The 24,267-nt window shown below is 59.2% G+C and carries 21 protein-coding genes and 1 riboswitch; of the genes, 14 read left to right on the forward strand and 7 right to left on the reverse strand.

All coding sequences use genetic code 11. The annotated features are described in order from the left end of the window. A riboswitch (cobalamin riboswitch) is annotated at positions 1–119 on the reverse strand. This riboswitch is flagged as partial in the annotation. A 193-nt stretch (positions 120–312) separates the two neighbouring features. Together gltS (E1297_RS12850) and gltS (E1297_RS12855) are read left to right on the forward strand one after the other, a co-directional pair. Next, the gene (gene gltS / locus E1297_RS12850) at positions 313–1,521 is read left to right on the forward strand and encodes a sodium/glutamate symporter (RefSeq protein ID WP_155138694.1); all 1,209 of its coding nucleotides are present in this window, start codon (positions 313–315) and stop codon (positions 1,519–1,521) included. Between the two features lie 464 nt (positions 1,522–1,985). Further along, positions 1,986–3,194: a sodium/glutamate symporter gene (gene gltS / locus E1297_RS12855; RefSeq protein ID WP_155138696.1), complete on the forward strand. Its 1,209-nt coding sequence runs from the start codon at positions 1,986–1,988 to the stop codon at positions 3,192–3,194. A 110-nt stretch (positions 3,195–3,304) separates the two neighbouring features. On the opposite strand, the gene E1297_RS12860 is transcribed toward gltS (E1297_RS12855), so the two are convergent. Next, the gene (locus E1297_RS12860) at positions 3,305–3,748 is read right to left on the reverse strand and encodes a RidA family protein (protein ID WP_155138698.1); all 444 of its coding nucleotides are present in this window, start codon (positions 3,746–3,748) and stop codon (positions 3,305–3,307) included. A gap of 203 nt (positions 3,749–3,951) precedes the next feature. Between E1297_RS12860 and E1297_RS12865 the strand changes: the two genes are divergently transcribed. The 3 genes from E1297_RS12865 (at position 3,952) to E1297_RS12875 (ending at position 7,012) form a co-directional block, all read left to right on the forward strand. After that, on the forward strand, positions 3,952–4,848 hold the full coding sequence (locus tag E1297_RS12865; RefSeq protein ID WP_155138701.1) for a LysR family transcriptional regulator: 897 nt from the start codon (positions 3,952–3,954) through the stop codon (positions 4,846–4,848). A gap of 266 nt (positions 4,849–5,114) precedes the next feature. Beyond that, on the forward strand, positions 5,115–6,335 hold the full coding sequence (locus tag E1297_RS12870) for an NADP-dependent isocitrate dehydrogenase (RefSeq protein ID WP_155138702.1): 1,221 nt from the start codon (positions 5,115–5,117) through the stop codon (positions 6,333–6,335). A 47-nt stretch (positions 6,336–6,382) separates the two neighbouring features. Continuing rightward, positions 6,383–7,012: a glutathione S-transferase family protein gene (locus E1297_RS12875; RefSeq protein WP_155138704.1), complete on the forward strand. Its 630-nt coding sequence runs from the start codon at positions 6,383–6,385 to the stop codon at positions 7,010–7,012. A 7-nt stretch (positions 7,013–7,019) separates the two neighbouring features. On the opposite strand, the gene E1297_RS12880 is transcribed toward E1297_RS12875, so the two are convergent. Continuing rightward, complete coding sequence (locus E1297_RS12880; protein WP_155138706.1) at positions 7,020–7,814, reverse strand: SDR family oxidoreductase; 795 nt, start codon at positions 7,812–7,814, stop codon at positions 7,020–7,022. Between the two features lie 104 nt (positions 7,815–7,918). Between E1297_RS12880 and E1297_RS12885 the strand changes: the two genes are divergently transcribed. After that, positions 7,919–8,584, forward strand: coding sequence for an ATP-binding cassette domain-containing protein (locus E1297_RS12885; protein WP_209015774.1), 666 nt, complete (start codon positions 7,919–7,921; stop codon positions 8,582–8,584). Continuing rightward, positions 8,581–9,393: an iron export ABC transporter permease subunit FetB gene (fetB, locus tag E1297_RS12890; RefSeq protein ID WP_368669551.1), complete on the forward strand. Its 813-nt coding sequence runs from the start codon at positions 8,581–8,583 to the stop codon at positions 9,391–9,393. The genes E1297_RS12885 and fetB overlap by 4 nt, the downstream gene beginning before the upstream one ends. Before the next feature lie 6 nt (positions 9,394–9,399). Here the strand turns inward: fetB and E1297_RS12895 are convergent, their stop codons facing one another. Continuing rightward, positions 9,400–10,095 carry an aspartate/glutamate racemase family protein gene (locus E1297_RS12895; RefSeq protein WP_155138710.1) on the reverse strand — a complete coding sequence of 232 codons (696 nt, stop codon included), beginning with the start codon at positions 10,093–10,095 and terminating at the stop codon, positions 9,400–9,402. Between the two features lie 111 nt (positions 10,096–10,206). Further along, positions 10,207–11,487 carry a cyclic nucleotide-gated ion channel gene (locus E1297_RS12900; RefSeq protein ID WP_209015775.1) on the reverse strand — a complete coding sequence of 427 codons (1,281 nt, stop codon included), beginning with the start codon at positions 11,485–11,487 and terminating at the stop codon, positions 10,207–10,209. Positions 11,488–11,697: 210 nt separating this feature from the next. Between E1297_RS12900 and E1297_RS50780 the strand changes: the two genes are divergently transcribed. Then, positions 11,698–11,823: a hypothetical protein gene (locus E1297_RS50780; protein WP_256372716.1), complete on the forward strand. Its 126-nt coding sequence runs from the start codon at positions 11,698–11,700 to the stop codon at positions 11,821–11,823. A gap of 74 nt (positions 11,824–11,897) precedes the next feature. Here the strand turns inward: E1297_RS50780 and alaS are convergent, their stop codons facing one another. Both alaS and recA read right to left on the reverse strand, forming a co-directional pair. Continuing rightward, positions 11,898–14,558, reverse strand: a complete 2,661-nt coding sequence (gene alaS, locus E1297_RS12905) for an alanine--tRNA ligase (protein WP_155138712.1) — start codon at positions 14,556–14,558, stop codon at positions 11,898–11,900. A 265-nt stretch (positions 14,559–14,823) separates the two neighbouring features. Further along, complete coding sequence (gene recA, locus E1297_RS12910; protein ID WP_155138714.1) at positions 14,824–15,888, reverse strand: recombinase RecA; 1,065 nt, start codon at positions 15,886–15,888, stop codon at positions 14,824–14,826. 274 nt (positions 15,889–16,162) lie between these two features. Between recA and E1297_RS12915 the strand changes: the two genes are divergently transcribed. The 6 genes from E1297_RS12915 (at position 16,163) to E1297_RS12940 (ending at position 22,544) form a co-directional block, all read left to right on the forward strand. Continuing rightward, positions 16,163–17,086, forward strand: a complete 924-nt coding sequence (locus E1297_RS12915) for a PfkB family carbohydrate kinase (RefSeq protein ID WP_155138716.1) — start codon at positions 16,163–16,165, stop codon at positions 17,084–17,086. Positions 17,087–17,159: 73 nt separating this feature from the next. Continuing rightward, the gene (locus E1297_RS12920; RefSeq protein WP_368669552.1) at positions 17,160–18,074 is read left to right on the forward strand and encodes a pseudouridine-5'-phosphate glycosidase; all 915 of its coding nucleotides are present in this window, start codon (positions 17,160–17,162) and stop codon (positions 18,072–18,074) included. A gap of 186 nt (positions 18,075–18,260) precedes the next feature. After that, entirely contained in the window at positions 18,261–19,469 is a 1,209-nt protein-coding gene (locus E1297_RS12925; RefSeq protein ID WP_155138718.1) for a cell surface protein, read from the forward strand. Between the two features lie 57 nt (positions 19,470–19,526). After that, entirely contained in the window at positions 19,527–20,456 is a 930-nt protein-coding gene (locus E1297_RS12930; protein ID WP_155138720.1) for a DUF6384 family protein, read from the forward strand. Between the two features lie 55 nt (positions 20,457–20,511). Next, on the forward strand, positions 20,512–21,945 hold the full coding sequence (locus E1297_RS12935; protein WP_155138723.1) for a hypothetical protein: 1,434 nt from the start codon (positions 20,512–20,514) through the stop codon (positions 21,943–21,945). Between the two features lie 104 nt (positions 21,946–22,049). Continuing rightward, positions 22,050–22,544 (forward strand): hypothetical protein, encoded by a 495-nt coding sequence (locus E1297_RS12940; protein WP_196223295.1) that lies wholly within the window; start codon positions 22,050–22,052, stop codon positions 22,542–22,544. A 153-nt stretch (positions 22,545–22,697) separates the two neighbouring features. Here E1297_RS12940 and E1297_RS12945 read toward each other — a convergent pair whose 3' ends face one another. Further along, a complete protein-coding gene (locus E1297_RS12945; RefSeq protein ID WP_155138725.1) occupies positions 22,698–24,254 on the reverse strand; it encodes a hypothetical protein in 1,557 nt (518 codons plus the stop codon). Between the last annotated feature and the right edge of the window lie 13 nt (positions 24,255–24,267).

Here is a 24,267-nt window from a genome sequence, read left to right on the forward strand (position 1 = left end):
CTCCGCTCACAGTTGCGGGGGCAGCCACGGTCTTGGTCCCTATTGGGTACGCCGCACCGTGTTCCCATTTCATCCGCCGTCGCGTTCGCTCGGGCAGAACCATCACATCCTGCAACCTTTGCAAGGAAGACAGCCCGGTGCAAGCCGTAATCCCACCTACTATCGGCCTGGATGCGACACCGGCCACAAGGTTTTCAAACCCGGCATCGCCGCGTGATGGACAACGACGGGCCCGCCCGCTAGCGTTGGGGTCATCCAGAATTGCACCACACGCAAGATCTGCCACGGCTTCAAAGGGAAACACCTGAAAAGATGGCTCCGATCGAAATCGATACGTTTGAGTCGCTGACACTTGGCATCATTGTCTATTTTGTCGGTTACTACGCCTCGCAGAGGTTCAGGTTCCTGCGCAATTATTCGATCCCCGAGCCCGTCAGTGGCGGGCTTCTGGCTGCGCTCCTTGTTCTGGCTGTCGTGCTTGTGACCGGACGGGAAATCGCGTTCAATCTGCTCGCCCGCGATGTCCTGCTGGTCTATTTCTTTACAACCATCGGCCTGAATGCCCGGATGTCCGACCTGATCAAGGGCGGCCCGTTGCTGGGCATCATGCTGGGGCTGACACTTGTCTGCATGGTGATGCAAAATGGCGTCGGCATGCTCAATGCGCTTTTATGGGGATTACCTGCCCAGTCGGGTGTCCTGCTGGGCACGGCCTCGCTGATCGGCGGTCACGGCACGGCGATCGCCTGGGGGCCTGTGCTTGCCGACCAATATGGCGTTGCAGGTGCTGCAGAACTCGGCATTGCGGCTGCAACCCTCGGCCTGATCGTTGCCAGCCTGCTTGGCGGCCCCTTGGCAAGTTTTCTGATCAGCCGCAACAAGCTGGTTGCAGGGGATGACGGCGGCGATGCCGCCACAGGCGCCGAAACCGATCTCCCGACTGCCAGCGACCCGATTACAAACCGGGGTTTCATGCGCTCCATCCTCTGGATCCATGTCGCGATCCTGATCGGGTATTCGGCATATGAAGCGCTTCAGGCAGCAGGCGTTCTGCTGCCCTTGTTCGTGCCCTGCCTGCTGGCCGGCATTGTGCTTTCAAACACGCTGCCGCGCATCTTCAAGGATATTCCCTGGCCCGCCCAAACGGCGGCAATGGCGCTGATCTCGGAGTTCAGCCTGTCCGTTTTCCTCGCCATGTCGCTGATGAGCATGCAATTATGGACACTGGCTTCGAGCGCGGGTGTTCTGGCAACAACGATTGTTCTCCAGGCAGTCGCCGCCAGCCTGTTTATCCTGCTTGTCCTGTTCCCGGTCATGGGCCGGAACTATTTCGCGGCCGTTCTGTCCGCCGGATTTGCGGGATTTTCCCTGGGCGCAACACCAACGGCCATCGCCAACATGACCGCCGTCACCCAGAAATACGGCCCCTCACCGCTCGCCTTCATCATCCTGCCGCTGATCTCGGCGTTTTTTGTCGACCTTGCCAACGCCTTTATCATTCAGTGGTTTGTCAGCCTGTAATCCGTCTGAGGCTGTCTTCCATGTCTGCGGTGAAGAACGCGCCTTTCCGGTGGAACGCCGAATTGCGCCAGCTGTTCCAATCTGTCCAAGTTTGACGGGAAACAGATCCAAACATCGCCCGTTTCAAGCAATGAGAAATCCCCAGCCACCCGAAAAATCATTCATGTCGAAAATTTAATGATTGAATTGAGGTGCGCTGCACCACGATCGGCTGGCGTCGTTTTCCATCCGAAACACATCGGCAAAACACAAGGTCACCTAAGCGGTTTCTCGTGGCTCGACTTTCTCAGGTCGCTCCGATTTGCAGCGGCTGGGACCCTGTCAGAAATCACTACCGCTCCACGGTTTGCACCGCAGCACGGCCCCATGGCATGGACACCGCCCATCGGCGTCGCTACACGAATTGCGAATATCACCTATGCGTAGACAGCAGACGTCTTCCCAACAAAACTGAATTGGTGCCTATGCCCCCAATCGAAGTCGGCGCGATAGAAACATTCACTCTCGGAATTCTGGTTTACTTTGTTGGCCACTATATTTCGGAGCGCTTCCCGGTCCTGCACAAGTACTCCATCCCCGAGCCCGTAACAGGTGGCTTGCTTGCGTCTCTCCTCGCGCTGGCGATCGTCATGATCACAGGCCGGAAGATCGTGTTCGACATGGCTGCCCGAGACTTGTTGATCATTTATTTCTTCACGACCGTCGGATTGAACGCGCGCATATCTGACCTCTTGAAGGGTGGACCCTTGTTGGGTTTTCTGCTTCTGGTCACCGCATTTTGCATGTTGATGCAGGATGGGATCGGCTTGTTGCTCACGAAAATCTGGCACTTGCCATCAGAACTCGGAGTTATGCTCGGAACGGCCCCTTTCGTTGGCGGGCATGGAACGGTCGCTGCCTGGGGCCCGATCCTGACGAATGGTCATGGCGTGCAGGGTGCGACCGAGATTGGCATGGCCGTCGCCACGCTCGGCCTTATTTCGGCAAGCCTTATCGGCGGCCCCATTGCCCGATACCTGATTGAAAAAAACGGCCTTGTGGCAGAAAGCAATGGGCATGAAGTCGCCAAGGGCGCAGAACTCGACGTCCCGACCGCGCATGACCCGATTACCAACCACAGCCTTTTGCAATCGATCCTGTGGATCCATGCGGCCATGGCAATCGGGTATGTGACATACAAGGGGTTGCAGAACGCCGGCATCAACCTCCCGCTGTTCGTCCCTTGTATGATGGCGGGTATCCTGTTGTCCAACACGTTGCCACGCCTCTTCAAGAACCTGTCATGGCCCTCTCAGACCCCGTCAATGGCACTGGTCTCGGAATTCAGCCTGTCCGTTTTCCTCGCCATATCTCTCATGACCATGCAGCTCTGGGCACTCACATCCAGTGTGGGGCTTCTTGCCGTCACGATCCTCATCCAGACGCTGCTCACCACCGTGTTTATCATCTACATCCTGTTCCCCCTGATGGGACGCAACTACTTTGCAGCGGTCTTGTCGGCGGGCTTTGCCGGGTTTGCGCTCGGGGCGACCCCAACGGCGATTGCGAACATGAATGCGGTGGAACAGCACTATGGCCCCTCGCCCCTCGCCTTTGTCATCCTGCCGCTGGTATCAGCGTTCTTTGTCGACATCATCAATGTCATCATGATTCAGGTGTTTGTGGGCTTATAGCGGCACAGCCAAGCACGCCAAACTTTGGGAGGAGGCTTGGGCCTCCTCTGCTGTTCTTGACTGCGCGATGGAAATGAATGGTGCAACGGCGATGCGGCCCGGGAACGGGATCAGACGCAGGGCACACGGGCAACCAGCTCCACTTCAAGCTGAAGATCGGGGCCGGCCAGCGCCGCAACGCCAATGCCCGTCAGGCTCGGCTGAGTGCCTTCAAACAATTCGTGAAGGGAGGGCCAGACCTGCTCGACCCGTTCCGGCGTCAGGTCGACCAGATAGACCCGAACCATGACAATATCTCTTGGCGCGGCCCCTGCCGCCTTCAGGGCGGCACGCGCATTGTCAACGATGATCGCCGCCTGGTCTGCAAGATTGTCCGGGACCGGTTCTCCTGCCGGACGCCAGGCCACCTGTCCGGAAATAAAGGCCAGCCGTCCAGGCTCGGTGATCGAGATCTGCGAATATCCGGCTTCTCCTGCATCGGGCAAGGTTTCCGGGTTCATGCGCATAATCGGGTCTGTTCCCGTTGCATCTACAGTGTCAATCGTTGAAGTCATGGTCTTCCGTCTCGTTTGCCTTGAAAAATGCAGCGTTTGCAACGCGGCTGCGAGACTGGTGATATAGAGGCGCGGCCAGCGAATGTGCGTCGCGGCTGCGGCGACGCTCAGTCGCTTCAAGGAGACAACTGCCAGCTTGGGAAAGGCGTCCGCTGCGTCTATACCCTTGAGAATATTCGCAGACGACTTGGCTGGTGAGGGACATGCCGCACACGAACCTCAACGACATTCAGATTTTCATGGCTGTTGTCGACGCGGGCAGTTTTGTTGCAGGCGGCAAAGCCATGGGGCTATCCCGGTCTGCAGCGGGCAAAGCCATCAGCAGGCTGGAAAGCCATTTTGGCACGCGGCTCTTGAACCGCAGTTCGCGGACGCTCAGCCTGACGGATGAAGGGCGGGTGTTTCACGATCACGGGCTCAGGATCCTTGAAAGTGTCGCTGCAGCGGAAACCAGCCTGTCCGGCCCAAAAAGCGTGCCCCGTGGCGTCCTGCGGCTGACGGTTCCCGATGCATATGGCCGCCGTGTCATCCTGCCCATTGTGGAAAAATACCTCGGCACCTGGCCGGATGTTCAAGTCGGGATGAGTTTTTCCGACAGCCTCGCCAATCTGGTTGAAGACGGATTTGATCTGGCCATCCGGATCGCGGTCAAACCCTCCGACACGCGACTGATTTCAAGGGTCATCGCGCGCGACAAGGCCGTCTTTTGCGCTGCCCCGTCTTATCTTGACCGGCAGGGCACACCGGAAACTTCCGAGGGCCTTTCCCGTCATGACTGCCTGTTCTTTGAAAGCGGTCAGGACCGGCAAGGCTGGCAGGTGAAAGACAAAAACGGCCAGACCGTTCGGGTCACGGGCCGCAGCCGGTTGCGGCTCGACAGCGCCGAGGCCCTGCGGCAGGCTGCACTTTCGGGCCTTGGCATTGCTCTGCTACCCGGCTTCCTTGTCGGCGAAGACCTGACGGCAGGCCGTTTGATCCGCCTGCTTCCCGGAATACCGTTGGACGATGTTCCCGTGCTGGCGCTTTATCCTGAAAAACGCCTTCTGGAACCACGGGTACGCCGGTTTATCGATTTGGCGGTTTCCGAGCTGGACCGCTGACCTGCTCTCAAGCACTGGAGCCGAAATCCAATTGGATGCTTCTGTCAGAAGCACATCTGCTTTTGTAAGGTTTGACCTGCCTCAACGATATTGCATACAGGGGCATGCAATCAGACATGGTATGCCGTGAGGCCTTCAGACCCAAGAGATCCGTTGCGTCCGCTGGTTTGCCAGTGACAAAAGGACCCCGGCCGGGTCAAAGTGCATAATTGTCGTTCCAATAGACCGGTTACCGGTTTCCCACCTGACGAACGGGGCATGCAGACATGGCGAAAATCAAGGTCGACAATCCAGTCGTCGAGCTCGACGGCGACGAGATGACCCGGATTATCTGGCAGTTCATCAAGGACAAGCTGATACATCCCTATCTGGACATCAATCTGGACTATTACGATCTCGGCATTGAGGAGCGCGACCGGACCGATGACCAGGTCACGATTGATGCAGCCAACGCAATCAAGAAGCATGGCGTCGGGATCAAATGCGCAACCATCACCCCGGACGAGGCGCGTGTCGAGGAATTCGGGCTGAAGCGCATGTACCGCTCGCCAAACGGAACCATCCGCAACATCCTCGGCGGGGTGATCTTCCGCGAGCCAATCATCATGTCCAACGTCCCCCGCCTTGTGCCCGGCTGGACCCAGCCGATCATTGTCGGCAGGCACGCATTCGGGGACCAGTACCGTGCAACCGATTTCACCTTTCCCGGCAAGGGCAAGATCACGATCAGGTTTTCCGGCGAGGACGGTACGGAGATCGAGCACGAGGTCTACGATGCTCCGTCCTCCGGCGTTGCAATGGCCATGTACAATCTCGACGACAGCATCCGGGATTTTGCCCGCGCCTCGATGAACTACGCCCTCCAGCGCGGCGTTCCCTGTTATCTGTCAACCAAGAACACGATCCTGAAAGCCTATGACGGCCGCTTCAAGGACCTGTTTCAGGAGATTTTCGAAGCCGAGTTCAAGCCTGCCTTTGATGCCAAGAAGATCTGGTACGAACACCGGCTGATTGATGACATGGTGGCCTCCTCGCTGAAATGGTCCGGGGGCTATGTCTGGGCCTGCAAGAACTACGACGGCGACGTCCAGTCCGATACGATTGCGCAAGGATTTGGCTCGCTCGGCCTGATGACCTCGGTGCTGATGACGCCCGACGGCAAGACGGTGGAGGCAGAAGCCGCCCACGGCACCGTAACCCGCCACTACCGCCAGCATCAACGCGGCGAGGAAACATCGACCAACTCGATCGCCTCGATCTTTGCCTGGACCCGCGGTCTCGCCCACAGGGCAAAACTGGACGGCAATGCCCCGTTGAAGGCTTTTGCACAAACGCTTGAAAAAGTCTGTATCCAGACGGTCGAGTCCGGCTTCATGACCAAGGATCTCGCCTTGCTGGTCGGCCCGGATCAGGGCTGGCTCACCACCACCGGCTTCCTCGACAAGATCGACGAGAACCTGCAGAAAGCCATGGCCAAGGCGGCGTGATTGGTGAAACCTGCGAACATCAGAAAAGCATAGAGGGAGCATGCGGAATGGGTGATTTGATTTTCTACACAAATCCGATGTCGCGCGGGCGTATCGTCCGATGGATGCTGGAGGAAACGGGCGTTCCCTACGAGACCAGGATTGTCGGCTACGGTCCGGAAATGAAGTCGGAAGACTACCGGAAGGTCAATCCGGTCGGGAAAGTCCCGGCGCTCGTGCATGACGGCAAGATCGTCACCGAATGTGCCGCGATCTGCCTCTATCTTGCCGATGCGTTTCCAGACGCGGGTCTGGCACCGGAGCCGAAAGACCGGGCGGACTATTACCGCTGGATGTTCTTCACCGCCGGACCAATGGAATCCTGTCTCACGCACCGCTCCATGGGGCATGAAGTTCCCGAAGAGCGCCGCCAATCGGTCGGTTTTGCAGCCTATGACGAAATGCTTGATGCGATCGAGCACGCGATCGCGGGCAAGACCCACATCGCCAACGACCGGTTTTCGGCAGCAGACGTCTATGTCGGTGCCAATCTGGGTTTCGGAATGCAATTCGGCACGATCGAACACCGCCCGGCATTCGAAACCTATGTGGCGGGCCTTCAATCCCGGCCAGCCTTCAAGCGCGCCATCGAGATTGATGAAAAGCTGATGCCCGCACAACCGGCCGCGGCATCTTGAGCGCCGATCAGGCCGGTCCCTGACCGGCCTGTTTGGTCTGCATCTGGGCAACCAGTTTCAACATCAGCCTGCGCGGCACAAGCGGCACAATCCAGTCAAGCGCGAATCCGAGCCGTGGCTGGTTGAATACCACCAGCCTGCCCTTCATCATGCCGTCATAACCGATCCGCGCAACCGTTTCGGGACGTGCACCGGACTTGCTGAGCGCGGTGCCCGTGAGATCGGCGACCTGAGCGAACTCGGTCTCGACATAACCGGGCGTCAAGACCGTGACTGTCACGCCGCTTGCTCTCAACTCCTCGCTGAGCGCCTGGGAATAGGAGTTCACAAAGGCCTTGGTGGCGAAATAGACCGCCTGTTTCGGTCCGGGCATGAAGCCCGCCGTCGAGCCCACATTCAAGATGCGGCCGCGTCCCCGCTTGGCCATGTCAGCGGCAAAAAGATGCGTCAATGTCATCAGCGACAGGACATTGAGGTCGACCATCGCCTGTTCCGACGCCAATGGCCGGTTGATATGATGCCCGCGCCCGCCGAACCCCGCGTTATTGATCAGAATGTCGATATCGAGACCTGCCGCCGTCACCTCGTCGTAAAGCTCCTGTGCCGCTTCGCTGGCGCCTATGTCCCTGGCATATACCTGAACGGCAACACCATGCTTGTCCTGCAGTTCATCCTTGAGGGACTGCAGGGCGTCCGCGCGCCGGGCAACCAGAACGAGATCCCCTTTTTTCGACGCATGGTAGCGGGCAAATTCCTTCCCGATCCCCGATGAAGCCCCGGTGATGAGGGCGGTCTTGGTCATGTTGGGTCCTTAAACCTGCCAGCCGCGAATCGGCCATTCGTCCGTTGAGAAAAATGTCGTTTCCCGCTTCCGGTTTCAAGGTTTGCGGATGGGACGGGCGTTTTTTGACTTTGCACGAAGGCCGGGCGGCGGTCATAGTTTCGGCAAACCCTATCGAAAGCATCGCCGTGCTGGTCATCGACAATCTCAAGACGGCGCTCATTGGCCCGATTTCCCTGACGCTTGCAAAGGGCGAGTGCGCAGCCATTACCGGCCCGTCGGGTGCGGGCAAGTCGCTGTTCCTGAGATCGATTGCCGACCTTGACCCCAATGCCGGAGCTGTTCACTGGGACGGCGCAAACCGCACCCATGTCGACGCTCCGGTCTGGCGGCGCAAGATCGGATTTGTCCCGGCCGAAAGCGGATGGTGGCTGGATCATGTCGCGGGACATTTTGAGCCTGACACGGACCCGCGCCCCTACCTTGCGAAAGTCGGGCTTGAAGCCGCCATGAACTGGGAAATCGCAAGGCTGTCAACCGGCGAACGGCAGCGGATCGCCATCGCACGCGCATTGCAGCGCAGCCCAGAAGTCCTGCTGCTTGACGAACCGACCTCCGCACTCGACCCGAATGCAACCGGCAGGATCGAGACCTTGCTGACCGGCTGTCTTGAACGCGGGATGGTCATCGTGTTCGTGACCCACAATCAGGAGCAGGCTGCAAGACTTGCCGGGCGGATCTACCGGATGGACGCCGGAAAACTTTCGCTTTTACCGGAGGCCTCGCTGTGACCGGCTACATACCGCTGACATATCTGGATCTGGCCGTCGCCTCGGTATTCCTGATCCTGAATGCGGTTTTCTCGATCTGGTTGCAACTCGGTCTGGCGCGCAAATTGATCATTTCGGCCCTGCGCATGGTCGTCCAGCTGCTGTTGATCGGCCTTGTGCTCAAGGCCGTGTTCGCGGCCAGTTCGGCTCCGGTCACGCTCCTGATTGCAGTGATCATGGTGATGTTCGCCGGGCGGGAAATTCGCGCCCGGCAGGAACGGCGGCTCGCGGGCATCTGGGGTTTCAGCCTCGGCGGGGCCGCAATGCTGTTTGCAGGCAGCATTATCACTGTCTTCGGCCTCACCCTGCAGATCGACGCCACGCCCTGGTGGATGCCGCAATACTCACTGCCGCTGTTCGGCATGATCCTCGGCAACACGATGACCGGGGTCAGTCTTGGCCTCGACACGCTCCATACAGGCCTCTACCGCGAACGCAATGCCGTTGAAGCCCAGCTTCTGCTGGGCCGAACGCGCTGGCAGGCCACAGCCCCGGTCACAAGACGCGCCCTCAGAAGCGGCTTCACACCGATCATCAATGCCATGGCGGCCACCGGAGTTGTCGCCCTGCCCGGCATGATGACCGGCCAGATCCTCTCCGGGATCGACCCGCAAAATGCCGTCCAGTACCAGCTCCTGATCATGTTCCTCATTGCCGGGGCCACCGGGCTGGGCGTGATGGCTGCGATCTTCGCAAGTCTCTGGCGGCTGACGGACCGCCGCCACCGGCTCCGTCTGGACCGGTTGGCAAGGCCGCGTGATGATGCATGACCATCGTCAAGGACGAAACGCAAACTCCAATGCCGCTTCTGCATGGAGCCTCGTGGTATCGAACACCGGGCAATTGACATCCTCGGCAGACACGAGCAACCCGATTTCGGTGCACCCGAAAATCACGCTGTCCGCGCCCCTGGCCCTTTCTCTTGCGACGATGTCCAGATAGATCTTCCTGGAAGACGGCTTGACCGCGCCCTGGCAAAGCTCCTCGTAGATGATCCTGTGTATTTCGTCCCTGTCGACCGGCTCGAGCACCACGGCTTGGATCCCGTGGTTGCAAGCCAGATGCCCCTTGTAGAAATCCTGTTCCATCGTGTAGCGCGTTGCCAGCAACAGCGGCCTTAGAGACCCCTGGCTTGAAATTGCAGAGGCCGTTGCATCGGCAATATGGATCAAGGGAATATCGACCGCTGCCTGCACATCTCCTGCCAGCTTGTGCATGGTATTGGTGCAGATGATGAGACAGTCGGCACCGCCCCGTTCCAGATTGCGGGCCGCTCCAACCATGAGACCCGCCGCCCGCTGCCAGTCTCCGCGTGACTGGGCAAAGGCTATTTCGGCAAAGTCAAAAGACCAGACAAGGCATTGGGCGGAATGCAGCCCGCCCAGCCGCTCTCGGGTCATGCGATTCAGCAACTGATAATAAACGGCCGTGCTCTCCCAGCTCATGCCCCCGAGCAACCCGATGGTTTTCATGGCCACCTCCAATGTGTCTTGCTTCTAGCGCCGCTTCTTGTCACAGACCACGGGAAATAGCGCGCAAAACATTGTTCCCATGACAATTTTCACGCAGGTGGCAAAGGAAGGTCAGCCGTCTTTTTGTCCGTCCGGATGCTCATTCAAATGGTTGAACAGTTCCGGTTCTTCGCCTGAGGGCTTTGCAACGATATCGGCCTGGGCGAGTTCTTCGTCTGCAAGATCTGCAAGGGACTTCAGGTTTTCCTGAATCCGGTTTTCAGCTTCCTTCAGGATCTTCTTGGTCAGTTCGGGTTTACGGTCCATGAGTTTTTGCAAGGCCGCCGCTTCCAGCACCAGAAGCTCGCAATCCCGGCAGGCGCGGACGGTGGCGGTGCGCGGTTTCTGGTGGATCAACGCCAGCTCGCCAAAGAAGTCGCCATCATCCAGACGAATGGTCTGGTGCTTCAAAACGATTTCCACCTCCCCTTCAGAGATGAAATACATCTTGTCGGCAACCGCGCCCTTTTCCGCAATAACCGTCCCGGAGCGCACCCTTTGCGCCTGAAGCAGCTTGGAAATTTCGGCCACCTCCGACGCGGTCAGGCCTTCAAACAACGGCACGCGGGCAACCATTGACCAGCTCACCACGAAATCGCGGCTGTGGATCTCGCGCGCAAAGGCGGAGGCGATGATACCGACAGGCAAGGCGATCAGCGCATAGCCCATCAGCATGACAATGCCGGCAACCAATCTGCCGAAATCGGTTACCGGAACCACGTCGCCATAGCCGACGGTGGTGATCGTGGTCACGGCCCAGTACAGCGCATGGGGAATGCTCTGGAACTTGTCGGGCTGGGCGTGATGCTCGATCAGATACATCACTGTTGCCGACAACAGGATCACGCCGCCAATGATCACCGCCGATCCCAGCAAGGCATGCCGCTCCGATGCGATGGCCGACAACAGGGACCGCAAGGCCGGGGAATACCGCGCCAATTTGAAAAACCGCATCAGGCGGAGAACAACGACAACCGTGACCACATTGTTCGGCAGGAACAGGACCAGCAGCAACGGCAAGGCGGCCAGCAGATCTATGATTGCGTCCGGATGAACCGAATACCGCAGCCGGGCCATGACAGGACCATACTGGCGGTAAGGCGCATGGAGATCGGCCACATAAAGACGCAGCAGATATTCGACAAGAAACACCAACCCGGAGGCGAGCTGCAGGATGGTTAGCAAATGGCCATGGCGGGCCCGGATCGCGGGCACGGTTTCAAGGATCGCAAAGGCGATATTGGCGATTATCAAAAAGATGAGAAACTGGCGCAAACTGCGCGCCGCCGTCCGGTAAGGGCCGGTATCCTCCAGAACATCAAAAAGATAACGCTTGAACCGCGTCGTCCTCACGCTTTTCCCCCGGCCGGTAACGGCATCACAAAACAACAACAAATTCAGTCATATGAATAGCGGCAGGACCGCATGCATGTCCAATTGTATGGCAGTGCTGCTCGCGCTTTTGTGATGACGTTGCGTCATGAGTGGAATTGCCGCAGCGTAATATTGCCCCACTTGACATGAGGCGCGGCGATGCGCGCTGCAACTTCAGGAGGAAGAAATATGCTGATCAAGGCCAATGCCGCCCGTGCCGGCGAGACCACAAAACACCATGTCGTGCTGAAAATGCTGGTTGCCTCAACCACACTTGCGGCCGGCGCACTCGCGGTCATCGCAAGTGTAAGCTAGGAAATCGTAAAGGCGGGTCATAAGCCGATAACAACAACCCGCCTTTAGGTGACGTTCTTCAAGTTCCCCTGAAATCAGAGAGCCGCAAGATGGCTGCCGATCGCATCCACAGCGCCATCCGCTTTTGACCCATCCGGGCCACCGGCCTGCGCCATGTCCGGCCGGCCACCGCCGCCGCGGCCACCCAAAGCTTCCGACCCAATCCGAACCAGATCGACCGCACTCACCTTTTCGGTAAGATCGGGTGTCACCGCGGTAACGATCGCGGCCTTGCCGTCTTCGGCCCGGCTGATCAGCACCACGATCCCGGAACCGAGCTGCTTCTTGGCTTCATCGGCCATGCCCTTGAGGTCTTTCGGGTTGATGCCTTCAACCACGCGCGCCATCATCTTGAAGGCGCCCGCGTCCTTGACCGGCGCGCCGGCTCCATCGCCGCCGCCGCCCATGGCCAGCTTCTTGCGCGCGTCCTGAAGCTCCTTCTCAAGCTTCCGGCGCTCGTCCACCAGCTGTGCCACGCGGGCCGGAACATCCCCGGCACCGACTTTCAGGATCCCTGCGATTTCGCGCATGCGCTTGTCCTGCGCGTCCAGATAGGCGCGGGCCTCCGAACCGGTAAGCGCCTCGATACGCCGGACGCCGGCGGCCACAGCCCCTTCATTGACGAGCGTCACCAGTCCGATATCGCCGGTCCGCCGGACATGGGTGCCGCCGCACAGTTCCAGTGAGTAGGGCTTGCCGGTCTTGCCGCCATGAAGCGCCGTGCCCATGGAAACGACACGAACCTCGTCGCCGTATTTTTCACCGAACAACGCCATGGCACCGGCTTCGATGGCATCGTCCACCGCCATCAACCGGGTTTCAACCGGCGCGTTCTGCAAAACGATTTCGTTGGTCAGGGTTTCGACGGTTTGCAGCTCATCGTCAGACAGGGGCTTGGGATGAGAGAAATCGAAACGCAGGCGTTCCGGCGAAACCAGAGACCCTTTCTGCGCCACATGAGTTCCAAGCACTTCGCGCAGGGCTTCGTGTACAAGATGGGTGGCGGAGTGATTGGACCGGATTGCCGTCCGGCGGGCGTGATCCACGTTCAGCTCGACTGCCAGATCACGGGTAACCGTGCCTTCCTCGACCGTCACATGATGCACAAACAGGCCATCGGCCTTTTTCTGGGTATCGGTGACACGGATCGTCACGCCGGGAGCGGTCATTGTGCCGGTATCGCCGACCTGACCACCCGACTCGCCGTAGAACGGCGTCTGGTTCAACACCACATAGCCGGATTGGCCTGCCGCCAATGCGTCGGCTTCAGCGTCCTCGAACACAAGGCCGGTGACAACACCTTCTGCATTTTCGGTTTCATAGCCCAGGAAATCGGTCGCTCCGGCCTTCTCCTTCAGCGCAAACCAGATGGCTTCGGTTGCAGCGCTGCCCGAACCGGACCAGGCAGCACGCGCTTCCGCTTTCTGCCGTTCCATGGCGGTGTCGAAGCCGTTCGTGTCAACGCTGATCCCGCGCGGGCGCAGGGCGTCCTGCGTCAGGTCAAGCGGGAAACCGTATGTGTCGTAGAGCTTGAACGCGGTTTCGCCGTCGAGTTCTCCACCTTCGTTCAATCCGGCAGTGGCGCTGTCCAGCAGGCCAAGGCCACGCTCCAGCGTCTTGCGGAAACGGGATTCTTCCAGCTTGAGCGTCTCGGTGATCAGGCTTTCCGCGCGTGTCAACTCGGGATAGGCCCGGCCCATCTCCCGGATGAGCGCAGGAACCAGCTTGTGCATCAACGGCTCGCGCGCACCCAGAAGATGCGCATGGCGCATGCCGCGGCGCATGATCCGGCGCAAGACATATCCGCGGCCTTCATTGGACGGCAGCACGCCATCGGCAATCAGGAAGCTTGTCGAGCGCAAGTGGTCGGCAATCACCCGATGGCTGTTGGCGGCCGCCCCGTCTGCCGTAACGCCGGTGGCGTGTTCGGAGGCCGCGATCAGCGCCCGGAACAGGTCGATGTCGTAATTGTCGTGCACCCCTTGCAGGACGGCGGCAATCCGCTCAATGCCCATGCCGGTGTCGATCGACGGATGCGGCAGGTCGAAGCGTTCGCCCGGCGTCTGCTCGTACTGCATGAAGACAAGGTTCCAGATCTCGATGAACCGGTCGCCGTCTTCGTCGGCAGATCCCGGAGGCCCGCCCCAGATGTGATCGCCATGGTCGTAAAAGATCTCGGAACACGGACCGCACGGGCCGGTCTCGCCCATGGTCCAGAAATTGTCGGAGGTCGGGATCTTGATGATCTTGTCGTCGGACAGGCCTGCAATCTTCTTCCACAGGCCGTATGCTTCCTCGTCATCGGAATAAACGGTGATCAGCAGCTTGTCCCTGGGCAGCCCGAATTCCCTGGTGATCAGGTTCCAGGCAAGTTCGATCGCCCGGTCCTTGAAATAGTCGCCGAAGGAAAAATTCCCGAGCATTTCGAAAAACGTATGGTGGCGCGCCGTATAGCCGACATTGTCGAGGTCGTTGTGCTTGCCCCCGGCGCGGACAACCTTTTGCGCTGTCGCAGCGCGGCTGTAATCGCGCTTCTCAAGGCCGGTGAACACGTTCTTGAACTGGTTCATGCCCGCATTGGCGAACATCAGCGTCGGATCGTTGCGCGGGACAAGCGGACCGGACTCCACGATCTCGTGGCCGTTCTTCTTGAAGTAGTCCAGGAAGGACGATCGGATTTCATTTACGCCGGTCATTCAACTCTCGCTCTTGTCACGCAGCTCGTTCTGTCTTTGCTGACGAATTCTTTGCCATGGCGCACCGGCAAGGCCCGCCCAGCGCCGCGCATGCCTTTTATCTTTCACCCTTGCCCCTGTCCAGATGAACAAGGCATCCCCGAACAGCACCCGCGGCCGGTTTTTCTTCAGCTGCGCTTTTGGTGTCATACAAAAAGGCTCCCGCTGATGGTTTCAGCGGGAGCCCTTTAAGATCGATTGATCCCGGATCGGATGGGATAAGACCCTATGCCTCGTCCTCACCACCCGACGGATCGATGATGGCCTCGGCGATCAGGCCCGCATTCTGCCGGATGGCCAATTCGATTTCCTGCGCGACTTCCGGATTGTCCCGCAGGAACTGCTTGGCGTTCTCCCGCCCCTGACCAAGGCGCTGACTGTTATAGGAGAACCAGGAGCCCGACTTTTCGACGATCCCGCCCTTGACGCCGAGATCAATCAGCTCGCCCATCTTGGAAATGCCTTCGCCATAAACGATGTCGAACTCGACTTGCCGGAAAGGAGGCGCCAGCTTGTTCTTGACGACCTTTACCTTGGTCTGGTTGCCGACCACCTCGTCCCGGTCCTTGATCGACCCGATCCGGCGGATATCCAGCCGGACGGAAGCGTAGAATTTCAGCGCGTTGCCGCCGGTGGTGGTTTCGGGCGAGCCGAACATCACACCGATCTTCATGCGGATCTGGTTGATGAAGATGACCATGCAGTTCGACCGGGAAATCGATGCGGTCAGCTTGCGAAGGGCCTGGCTCATCAGCCGCGCCTGCAAGCCCGGCAAGCTGTCGCCCATCTCGCCTTCCAGTTCCGCCTTCGGGGTCAATGCGGCGACCGAGTCAATCACCAGCACGTCAATCGCCCCGGAGCGCACCAGCGTATCGGCGATTTCCAGCGCCTGCTCGCCGGCATCGGGCTGCGAGATCAGGAGATCGTCAATGTTCACACCGAGCTTGCGGGCATAGATCGGGTCGAGTGCATGTTCTGCATCGACAAAGGCACAGATACCACCGGTCTTCTGGGCTTCGGCCACCGTGTGAAGTGCAAGCGTCGTCTTGCCTGAAGACTCCGGCCCGTAGATCTCGACGATACGCCCGCGCGGCAACCCGCCAATGCCCAAACCGATATCCAGCCCCAGCGAACCGGTCGATATCGCCTGGACTTCTACAGCCTGCCCCTGCCCCATCCGCATGATGGAGCCCTTCCCGAAGGCCCGTTCGATTTGCGAGAGCGCTGCATCCAACGCCTTAGTCTTGTCCATCTGGCTGCTTTCCACGAGACGAAGTGAGTTTTGAGACATGAAATCCCGCTCCTTATTCCATGATGGCGGCGCTGATTCAATTCACTCGTTTGTACATGATATGTTCTCATTTGACAATCCCCGGCATCGTATTGAAAAACCGCCTTTAAAGGGAAATGTTCTTTAATTGTTCGATTTGCCAAAGGCGGAAGATAACCTACAGGCAACTATTATCGATAGTTGCGAAACTATGGAATCAGGCTGCAGTTGAAACGCCCCCGCGCTCCTGATAGGCACGCCGTCTCCGTTCTTTGCAGTATCGAGTAGGATCGTCATGCCCGCCGCGCCATCCGTGAAATCCAAAGCCATTGCCTGCTTCGGCGCGGTTCACATGGATCACATCGCCCATGCCGGCCTCAAGATCCTGGCCGAGACCTCCACGCCTGCCCGCCTCACGCAGAAACCGGGCGGGGTTGCGGCCAATGTGGCACGTGCACTTGAACTTTTGGGCTCCGCTCCCGTTTTGGCCGGCACGGTCGGTGACGATGCCTTGGCACAGGCCGTCAAGGCAGCTCTCAAGGACGACGGCCTTCGCACCGCACTGGTCGAGCGCCCCGGCTTCGTGACCGGGCAATATCTCGCCCTTCACAATCCTGACGGATCGCTCGCCGGGGCCTGCGTGGACGACCGCATCCTTTCGGAAGCGCCCGCCGGTCTTTTCGATCCCGTTTTACAGGGGCTTGGCGATACGCAGATGTGGTTTCTCGATGCCAACCTGCCGGAACCGGTCATTGCCCGGCTGCTCTCCAGGGTCGGGAACCGGTTTGTCGCAGCCGATGCCGTGTCGATCGCAAAGGCACCCCGGTTGCGTGCCGCCCTTGCCCGGATTGACGTTCTGTTTGCCAACCGGCGGGAGGCTGCAACCCTTGCGCCCACACAGGAAAACGACAGTCTGCACGCGATTTCGGAGGCCCTGATGGCAACCGGCCTGAAGGCCGCGATCATTACCGATGGCGCAGCAGGTGCCACCGTTTGCAAGGGCACAACAAGGCTACAGTTGGATCCCGAACCGGTCGAAATTCAAGACGTGACCGGTGCGGGAGATGCCCTGATTGCCGGAACGCTGGCCGGTCTCGCACGGGATCTGGACTTGTTTGAAGCGGCACGGGCCGGGATGACGGCTGCGCGCATGACACTGCAGGCCACGGGCGCGGTTCCCCGCGATCTCGCCTGGTCCCGCATCGCCCCCGCCCGCTAGATCGACGCCCGCTGGAAAATCCACTATAAGCCCGCCCCGCGTCCCACACACAAGAAACCCTGAGGACTGTTACGTGACACTCAACGCCCTGCTCGCACCGACCGAAGAAGTTCAAGCTGCCCTTGCAGCCGGAAAGCCTGTCGTAGCGCTGGAATCCACCATCATCACCCACGGCATGCCCTTTCCGCGCAATGTCGAGACGGCCCGTCAGGTCGAGGCCGATATCCGGGCCGGAGGCGCAATCCCGGCGACCATCGCAATCCTCGACGGCAAGATCAGGATCGGACTGTCCGATGAAGATCTCGACCGGCTCGCACGTGCGGAAAACGTGATGAAGTGCTCACGCGCCGATCTCGCCTTTGCGGTTGCCACAGGGCGTCCGGGCGCGACGACCGTTGCCGCCACGATGATGGCAGCCCATGCAGCCGGCATTTCGGTGTTTGCAACCGGCGGCATCGGCGGCGTGCATCAGGGGGCGGAAGAAACCTTCGACATTTCCGCCGACCTCGACGAACTCGGGCGCACCCCGGTCTGTGTCGTCTCGGCCGGTGCCAAGGCGCTTCTGGACATTCCGAAAACCCTGGAAGTTCTCGAAACCAAGGGCGTTCCGGTCATTGCCCACGGGACCGACGAACTGCCTGCGTTCTGGTCGCGCGAAAGCGGTATCGAGGCTCCCTACCGGCTGGACAGCGCAGACGAAATCGCGGCCGTCATCAAGACCCGGTCGGTCTTTGCGGATCACGGCGGCATCTTGATTGCCAATCCGGTTCCGGAGGCCGATCAAATCGGCCGGGACGAAATGACCGGCTACATCAGCGCCGCCAATGCCAAGGCTCACATGGAAAACATCCGGGGCAAGGCGGTCACGCCGTTCGTCCTGTCCAAGATCCTTGAGCTGACGGACGGCCGCAGCCTTGAGACCAACATCGCGCTCGTGCGCAACAACGCAAGGCTGGCTGCCCGCATCGCGCAGGCGCTTGCAGCCTGAGGCAATCCGGACCAACTGTCGCAACGCGGTAACAGCCCCGTGGTTAAGGCCTTGCCGAGGCCTTGACCCGTTGACAGTACGCCGGGACAGCCCCTTAAGTTGTGCCATGCCATGCCACACTGGCCAGAATGGCAAACCGATGTCTTTCTTGGGCAGTGGTATCAGGATTTATGGAGGGTATTCGCAATGATCGAAACATCCGCTCCCGGCCGGGAGAACGGATCGGCGGGCTCCGAACCCCTCACACCGCTCAAATATCTTGACCGGGCACTTGGCAAACTCCGGGACATCGGGATTGCGCCGCAAACCGAAACGGATGCCCCGATCAATGCGCTTCTTGAACAAATCTCAGACCTTGCACCTGACAAGGTTCTGATTGTCACGCGCACCCTTGGTCAGTCTTCCCAATTCAACGAGGTCGTCCGCACCCAGATCCGGCAGATGGATATTGGCGAGCGCTACGAGGCCATTACCGAGGCCTTCAACTCGATCCGCGACGATGCCAAGTCGCTCGTCGACCAGTTGGCCGACGGGAAAATCTCGATGATGGAGAACCTGTCCAACAAGTGGCGCGACTTCCGGCGCGGAACGATTTCCGACCGGTTCGACGACATCCGGACCACCTACAAGGACGTGGCGCGGGCAACAAAAAACCAGATCGAGCGGGAACTGACGATCCTTGAGGCCTATCGGGATTTCCGGGGCGCTCTCAAGCAGGCCGAAATTGTTGCCCTCGATCTGCTCAAGGCCGCGGACCACCGGCTTCAGGACGCCAAACAGGCTCTGGAAACAGCCTCCAATGAGGTAGCGGCCCAATCGGGCGAGGACGCGGCCGCCAAGGCGCGGCTGGAGCTCGCACGCGATGAAAAGCTGCGGCAGATGCAGGATGAAGAAAAACAATACCAGATCGCCAAGGATCTCTCCGACAATCTGACCATCGGCTACAACACTTCCGAGGTGATCATGGCGCGGCTGATGCAGACGACCAATGCGAAGGAGCGGGTCTATGCGCAATCGGTCAGCTTCTTTTCGACAAACGAATCCGTGCTGACCGCGCTCAATGCCTCCTTCACCGGACTGCAAGGTCTGCATGAATCGACCGAAACGCTCAACGCGATGAAAGAGGGCGTCAACAAAAGCCTGGAAACGCTCGCGCAAATTGGCGATGCCGTTCAAAAAGAAGCCCTAAAGGCAGGCTACGGACCAACGGTACAGGCTGCCGCAGTGAAGAAACTGGTCGACTCCGTGGTCAACTATCAGGAGCAGTCGCGCGAAATCATCGAGGAAATGCGCGACATGTCGACCAGAAACTCCGAAGAGATCCGCAAGGCGGTTGAGGACGGCAAGCGCCGTCTTGCGAAACTGGCGGCCGAAGGCAAAGCCCTGCCGCATTGACCAGTGAAACGCCCAAGCGCCTGAACGGCGGATTGGCAGCAAACGGAAAGACGCTGAATGGCGGGAAAAGCGGACGCTCCGCTCGATGACATGATGATGGCAATGGATGTCGTGGATACCTTGCGCCACGACGAAGAGCTTGTCGAACGGGAGCTGAATTCCGGCGAGCGAGATGCCCGCATGATCGAAAGGCTGCGTCAGGTCTATGCAGCGCAGGGGATCGAGGTTCCGGACCGTATCCTTCAGGAGGGTGTCGAGAGCCTGAAACAGGACCGGTTCACCTACACAGCGCCCAAAAAGGGCCTCCCGCTTCTGCTTGCCTATGCCTATGTGACCCGCATGGTCTGGTCGAAATGGCTTGGGGCAGCCGTTGTCATCGTGATCCTCGCAACAAGCGCCTGGGAGTTCGGCGTGGTCCAGCCAAGGGAACGGGCGGCCATTGCACTCAAGCAGGAACTTGATCAAACCATCCCGGCGGAAATCGCCGGGTTGAAAATTCAAATTGCCGACCTCACAGCGGAGCCGGACGCGCTCAGCGCGGCCGACCGGATCGCCGAGGCCGGTCTGACGGCAGCCGGCAACGGCAACGCCGAGGCCGCCCGGCGGTCGGTCAGCGATCTTCAAGCGCTCGAAAGCGACTTGGCCGCCAGTTATGAAGTTCGGATTGTCTCCCGCCCGGGCACCCCGACTGGTGTCACCCGGATCCCCGAGGTCAACCCCAATGCCCAGAACTACTATCTGGTCGTCGAAGCCGTCGGCCCCGATGGCAAGGTCATTCCGAGGCGCATCGTGTCGGAAGAGAATTCCAGGGGCCGGGAAGTGACGATCTGGGGCCAGCGTGTCCCGAAGGCGACCTATGATGAAGTACGGGCCGACAAACTGGAGGACGGCATCGTTCAGGACATGGTGATTGGCAAGAAGGAACGCGGCAAACTTGCAATTGACTGGTCCATGCCGGTCGAACAGGGGGCCATCACTCAATGGTAGGCAGCGAGCACAAGCCTGACGGAGGCACACCCCCGGACATGACAAGAGATACGCCATGCTGACCGGCCGCCAGACCCTTGCTGCGATCGAACATGCGCTTCTTGACCTGAGGCGAGAAGAGGCGGACCTCGGAGGGCGAATTGAGCGCGCTGCCCGGTCGATCACCGATCTTCAACAGCGTCAGGGGGAGACATACCGCGATCTCGCCCGGTTTCATCTGGAGCATCACGCGGCCGAGACGCTGAGCACCCGCATCGACACGGCGGCACGGGAAGCGGCAAGGCTTCTGGAAAAACGCGGATCCGATCACAAGGTGCTGACCGAAGACTTGCGCAAAAAGGAAACCCAACGGGAAGACCTGCAAGCACATCGCGACCGGCTGGCCGGCGAACAGGAAACGGCAGAGGACCGGATGGACGCCTTGATGGACGGGGTCGATGCCGCTCTGGAGCAGGACCCCGGCTTTCTGGCCCAGCGCCAACGCGCCGAGGAGGCGGCAAGCACCGCCGAAGCCGCAGCGAACAAGGCCGAGACCTCCAAAGCCGACCGCAAGTCAAAGGGCAAGGCCTACGAAACCGATACGTTGTTCATGTATCTGTGGCAGCGCGGCTTTGCGACGCCCGGCTATGACCGGCGCGGCCTTGTGCGCATGCTCGACGGCTGGGTTGCCCGGCTGGTCCGCTACGCGGATGCACGCGCAAACTATGCCATGCTGATCTCGATCCCGGACCGGATGGCACGCCATGCCCAACGCTGCGCGGCGGCGACCCTGGAGGAGGAGCAGAAGCTTGCAGCCTTGAGCCGTGCGGCCCTGACCGAGGCGGCCGGTGAAGACCTCGCAGGCAAGATTGATCACCTGTCGGACCAGATTGTCGCGCTTGAGGGAGAGATCGCATCGCTTGACCGCAGCATCGACACCCTGAACGACGCGCTGCGGGAATTCGCCACCGGATCGGACACCGGATACCGCAAGGCCGAAGAGAAGCTATCCCAATCCCTCAAGGGTGATGATCTCACCGCCTTGTGGCAGCAGGCCCATGAAACCCCGTCGCCGGACGACGAGCGCATTGTGCGCCGGATAGAGGATCTCGGCGAGCGCATACAGGAGTTCGCCCGCGAGATCCGGCAGGACCGGGAGCTGCAACGCGATATTGCGCGCCGCCGCGGGGAACTTGCGGACGTGGCCAAGCGTTTCCGCCAGCATGGCTATGCAAGTTGGGAATCCACCTTTTCCGATGACACGCTTGTCACCGTCCTGCTCGGTGATCTTGTCAAGGGAGCCATTACCGGGTCCGAATACTGGGCGCGGGCGCAAGCTTCACACCGGCGGCGTAGGCCAAGAGGCGGGCGCGTCGGCTTCCCGCGAGGCGCCGGTCTCCCCCGGTCAATGGGAGGCGGCTTCGGCGGCAACGGGGATTTCGGCGGCGGCGGCTTCAGCTCCGGCGGAGGCTTTGGCGGTGGCGGCTTCAAGACTGGCGACACGTTTTGAAGTCACGGCTCCCGGCCGGCACACTCCTGCAGCTTTGCCTGCAGCACATTTTTTTGGTTATGTGGACGCGAGCAGTCCGCTTGGGATAGGAAACCGGACAGATCATGATGCGTATTTTATTTGCCCCGCTGGCTCTGGGACTTGCCGTTGCCGGGTGCCAATCCGGCTCAACCCAGCGCGCGGCGCTGCCCGATCAACCTCAGCTGTCAGTCCCTGCCGGCGCCCAGAGCGTGACGATTGCAGCCAGTCCGCCCGCTGTTCGCCAGGCCCTGGTGAGCAGTGCACTGGAGCGGGGCACAAAGGTGGTTCAGGACCAACCGAACATGGTCGTGATGGAGCGGACCATGGCCGGTGAAAACCCTGCTCTTGATTCGGAATTTGGTCCCTCCGACAACGGAGACAGGGTGATCCGCATCCGGGTGCGCTTCACCGGTGGCAATTGCGAGACGCTGGCTGTTCAGGATCTGGCGGTGATCAACAATGCACACACCGCTCTGGAACAGAGCTTTGTCCTGCCGGGCAACCCGAACACCATGCAGAGCCTTCAGGGGTTAAAATCAAGAGCAGAAAGCACGAGCACCTGCCCGCGCCTGAGCTGAGACCTCCAGCACCGGACAAGCCATGGCACAGCCCTCGCCGGAAAGGTTACCGTTTACAGACACTTGAAGCAGTAGGCTCCTAAAACAGGCTTGTGCCAGCAAACAAAACACCACGGACCATTCGGTCCGTGGTGTTTTGCAATGCAGGAGATTTCAGGCTCCGAAAATGGCATCAATTTCATGCAGGTTATTTTGCATGTCCAGAGAGGCCAACTGGCCGCCAAGATCATCGTCCGAAAAATCACCAAGGTCATTGCCAGAAACGAAGGTGTCGACATTCGCATCTGCCGCAGCAGCATCACTGGTTTCAGCCTGGGAAACCAACAATATGCTGCTGTCCGAAGTATCGGAGGTATCAGAAGTGCCAGACGCCACGGAAGTGTCGGAGAACGTATAGGTTTCGATAGAATCCATCACAATATCCGACGGGGCGTCACCGATGACGCTTTCTACCGAGCTTTCCAGTCCGAGCGACCACTCGGATACGCCATAGACCCAATCTGTTTCCGCCGCGAATTCGGTAATTTGCTGCAGATCCTCGGCGGTGGTCAACTCACCCAAATCATCATATCCCGGCATGGTCGTGATCATGATCGAGGCATCTTCATCGCCAAGATCAACGAGATAGTCGTGCATGGCTGTGGCTGCTGAAATCGCCGCATCGCCCATGTCGGTTGTGCCATCGCCGTAATCGAATACCATCAGGTTCCAGTAATCGACGTCAACACCACTATCGACAACCATCTCAACGAAGTCGGTCTCGTAGTCCGCAAGCCCGTCGGAGAGGGTCGGAATTGTAATGCTAATCGCCAGATCAACATTGTTTTCAGCCTCCCATTCCTGGAAAAGCGACAATGCGTCCACGAAAACCTGCAACTGGTCCAGATCCGTGAGGGTATCATACCCTTCGATGTCGAAATCAAATCCGACAAGACTGCCATAATCGTAAGATTCGTAGACCGCAATCCACTGTTCCACGACGGCCTCTGCGTCATCCGTCACCTCCCAGAGCATGGAGTTCAACGCGCCACCGAAGCTGATGGTCACATCAATACCTGCCTCCTGAAGCTCCTGAATACCGGAATCAATGTAACTCTCCATGGAGCCGTCACTGAGGTCGTAGGCGGAATAGTTGCCCCACGACGCGGTACCGTAGTTGTCACCTGAATCGGTCTCGGAAACGATAAACGCCAAAGTAACGGCACTGACTCCCGAAGAAATCACCGTCGAGACGTCACCCGTCGTCTCGGTAATATCGAAGTAGGGCGAATAAACAACATCGCTCGAACTTGTGCTATCTGCACTCGAAGTGTCATCGGCATTGTCGTCAGCGCCCGCCTCCGACCCGCTATCGGCAGTGCCGTCATCATCGGCATCCGAACTTGTGTCAGAACCATCATCCGTTGTGTCATTATCAGCATCTGCAGCGCTATCGTCGGCATTGTCGCTGCTGTCATCCGCCGCATCCGTGCTGTCGTCAGCGTCATCTCCGGTTGTATCGGCATTATCAGTGCTGTCATCCGCCGTATCGGTACTATCGACATCCAGTTGGCCCAGAACTTCAGCAGAAATACTGGAATTCCTGAAAATGAAGTTGTCTTCGGACAGCTCGGACAGGCTGACGCCTTCCAACGTGATGGTCTGGTTGTTATTGACCAGAGAAATCACAACACTTCCATCGACTTCCGTAATGCTTATACCAACCTGCATAAATCAGAACCGA

It is taken from the genome of Roseibium sp. RKSG952 (assembly GCF_009711355.1).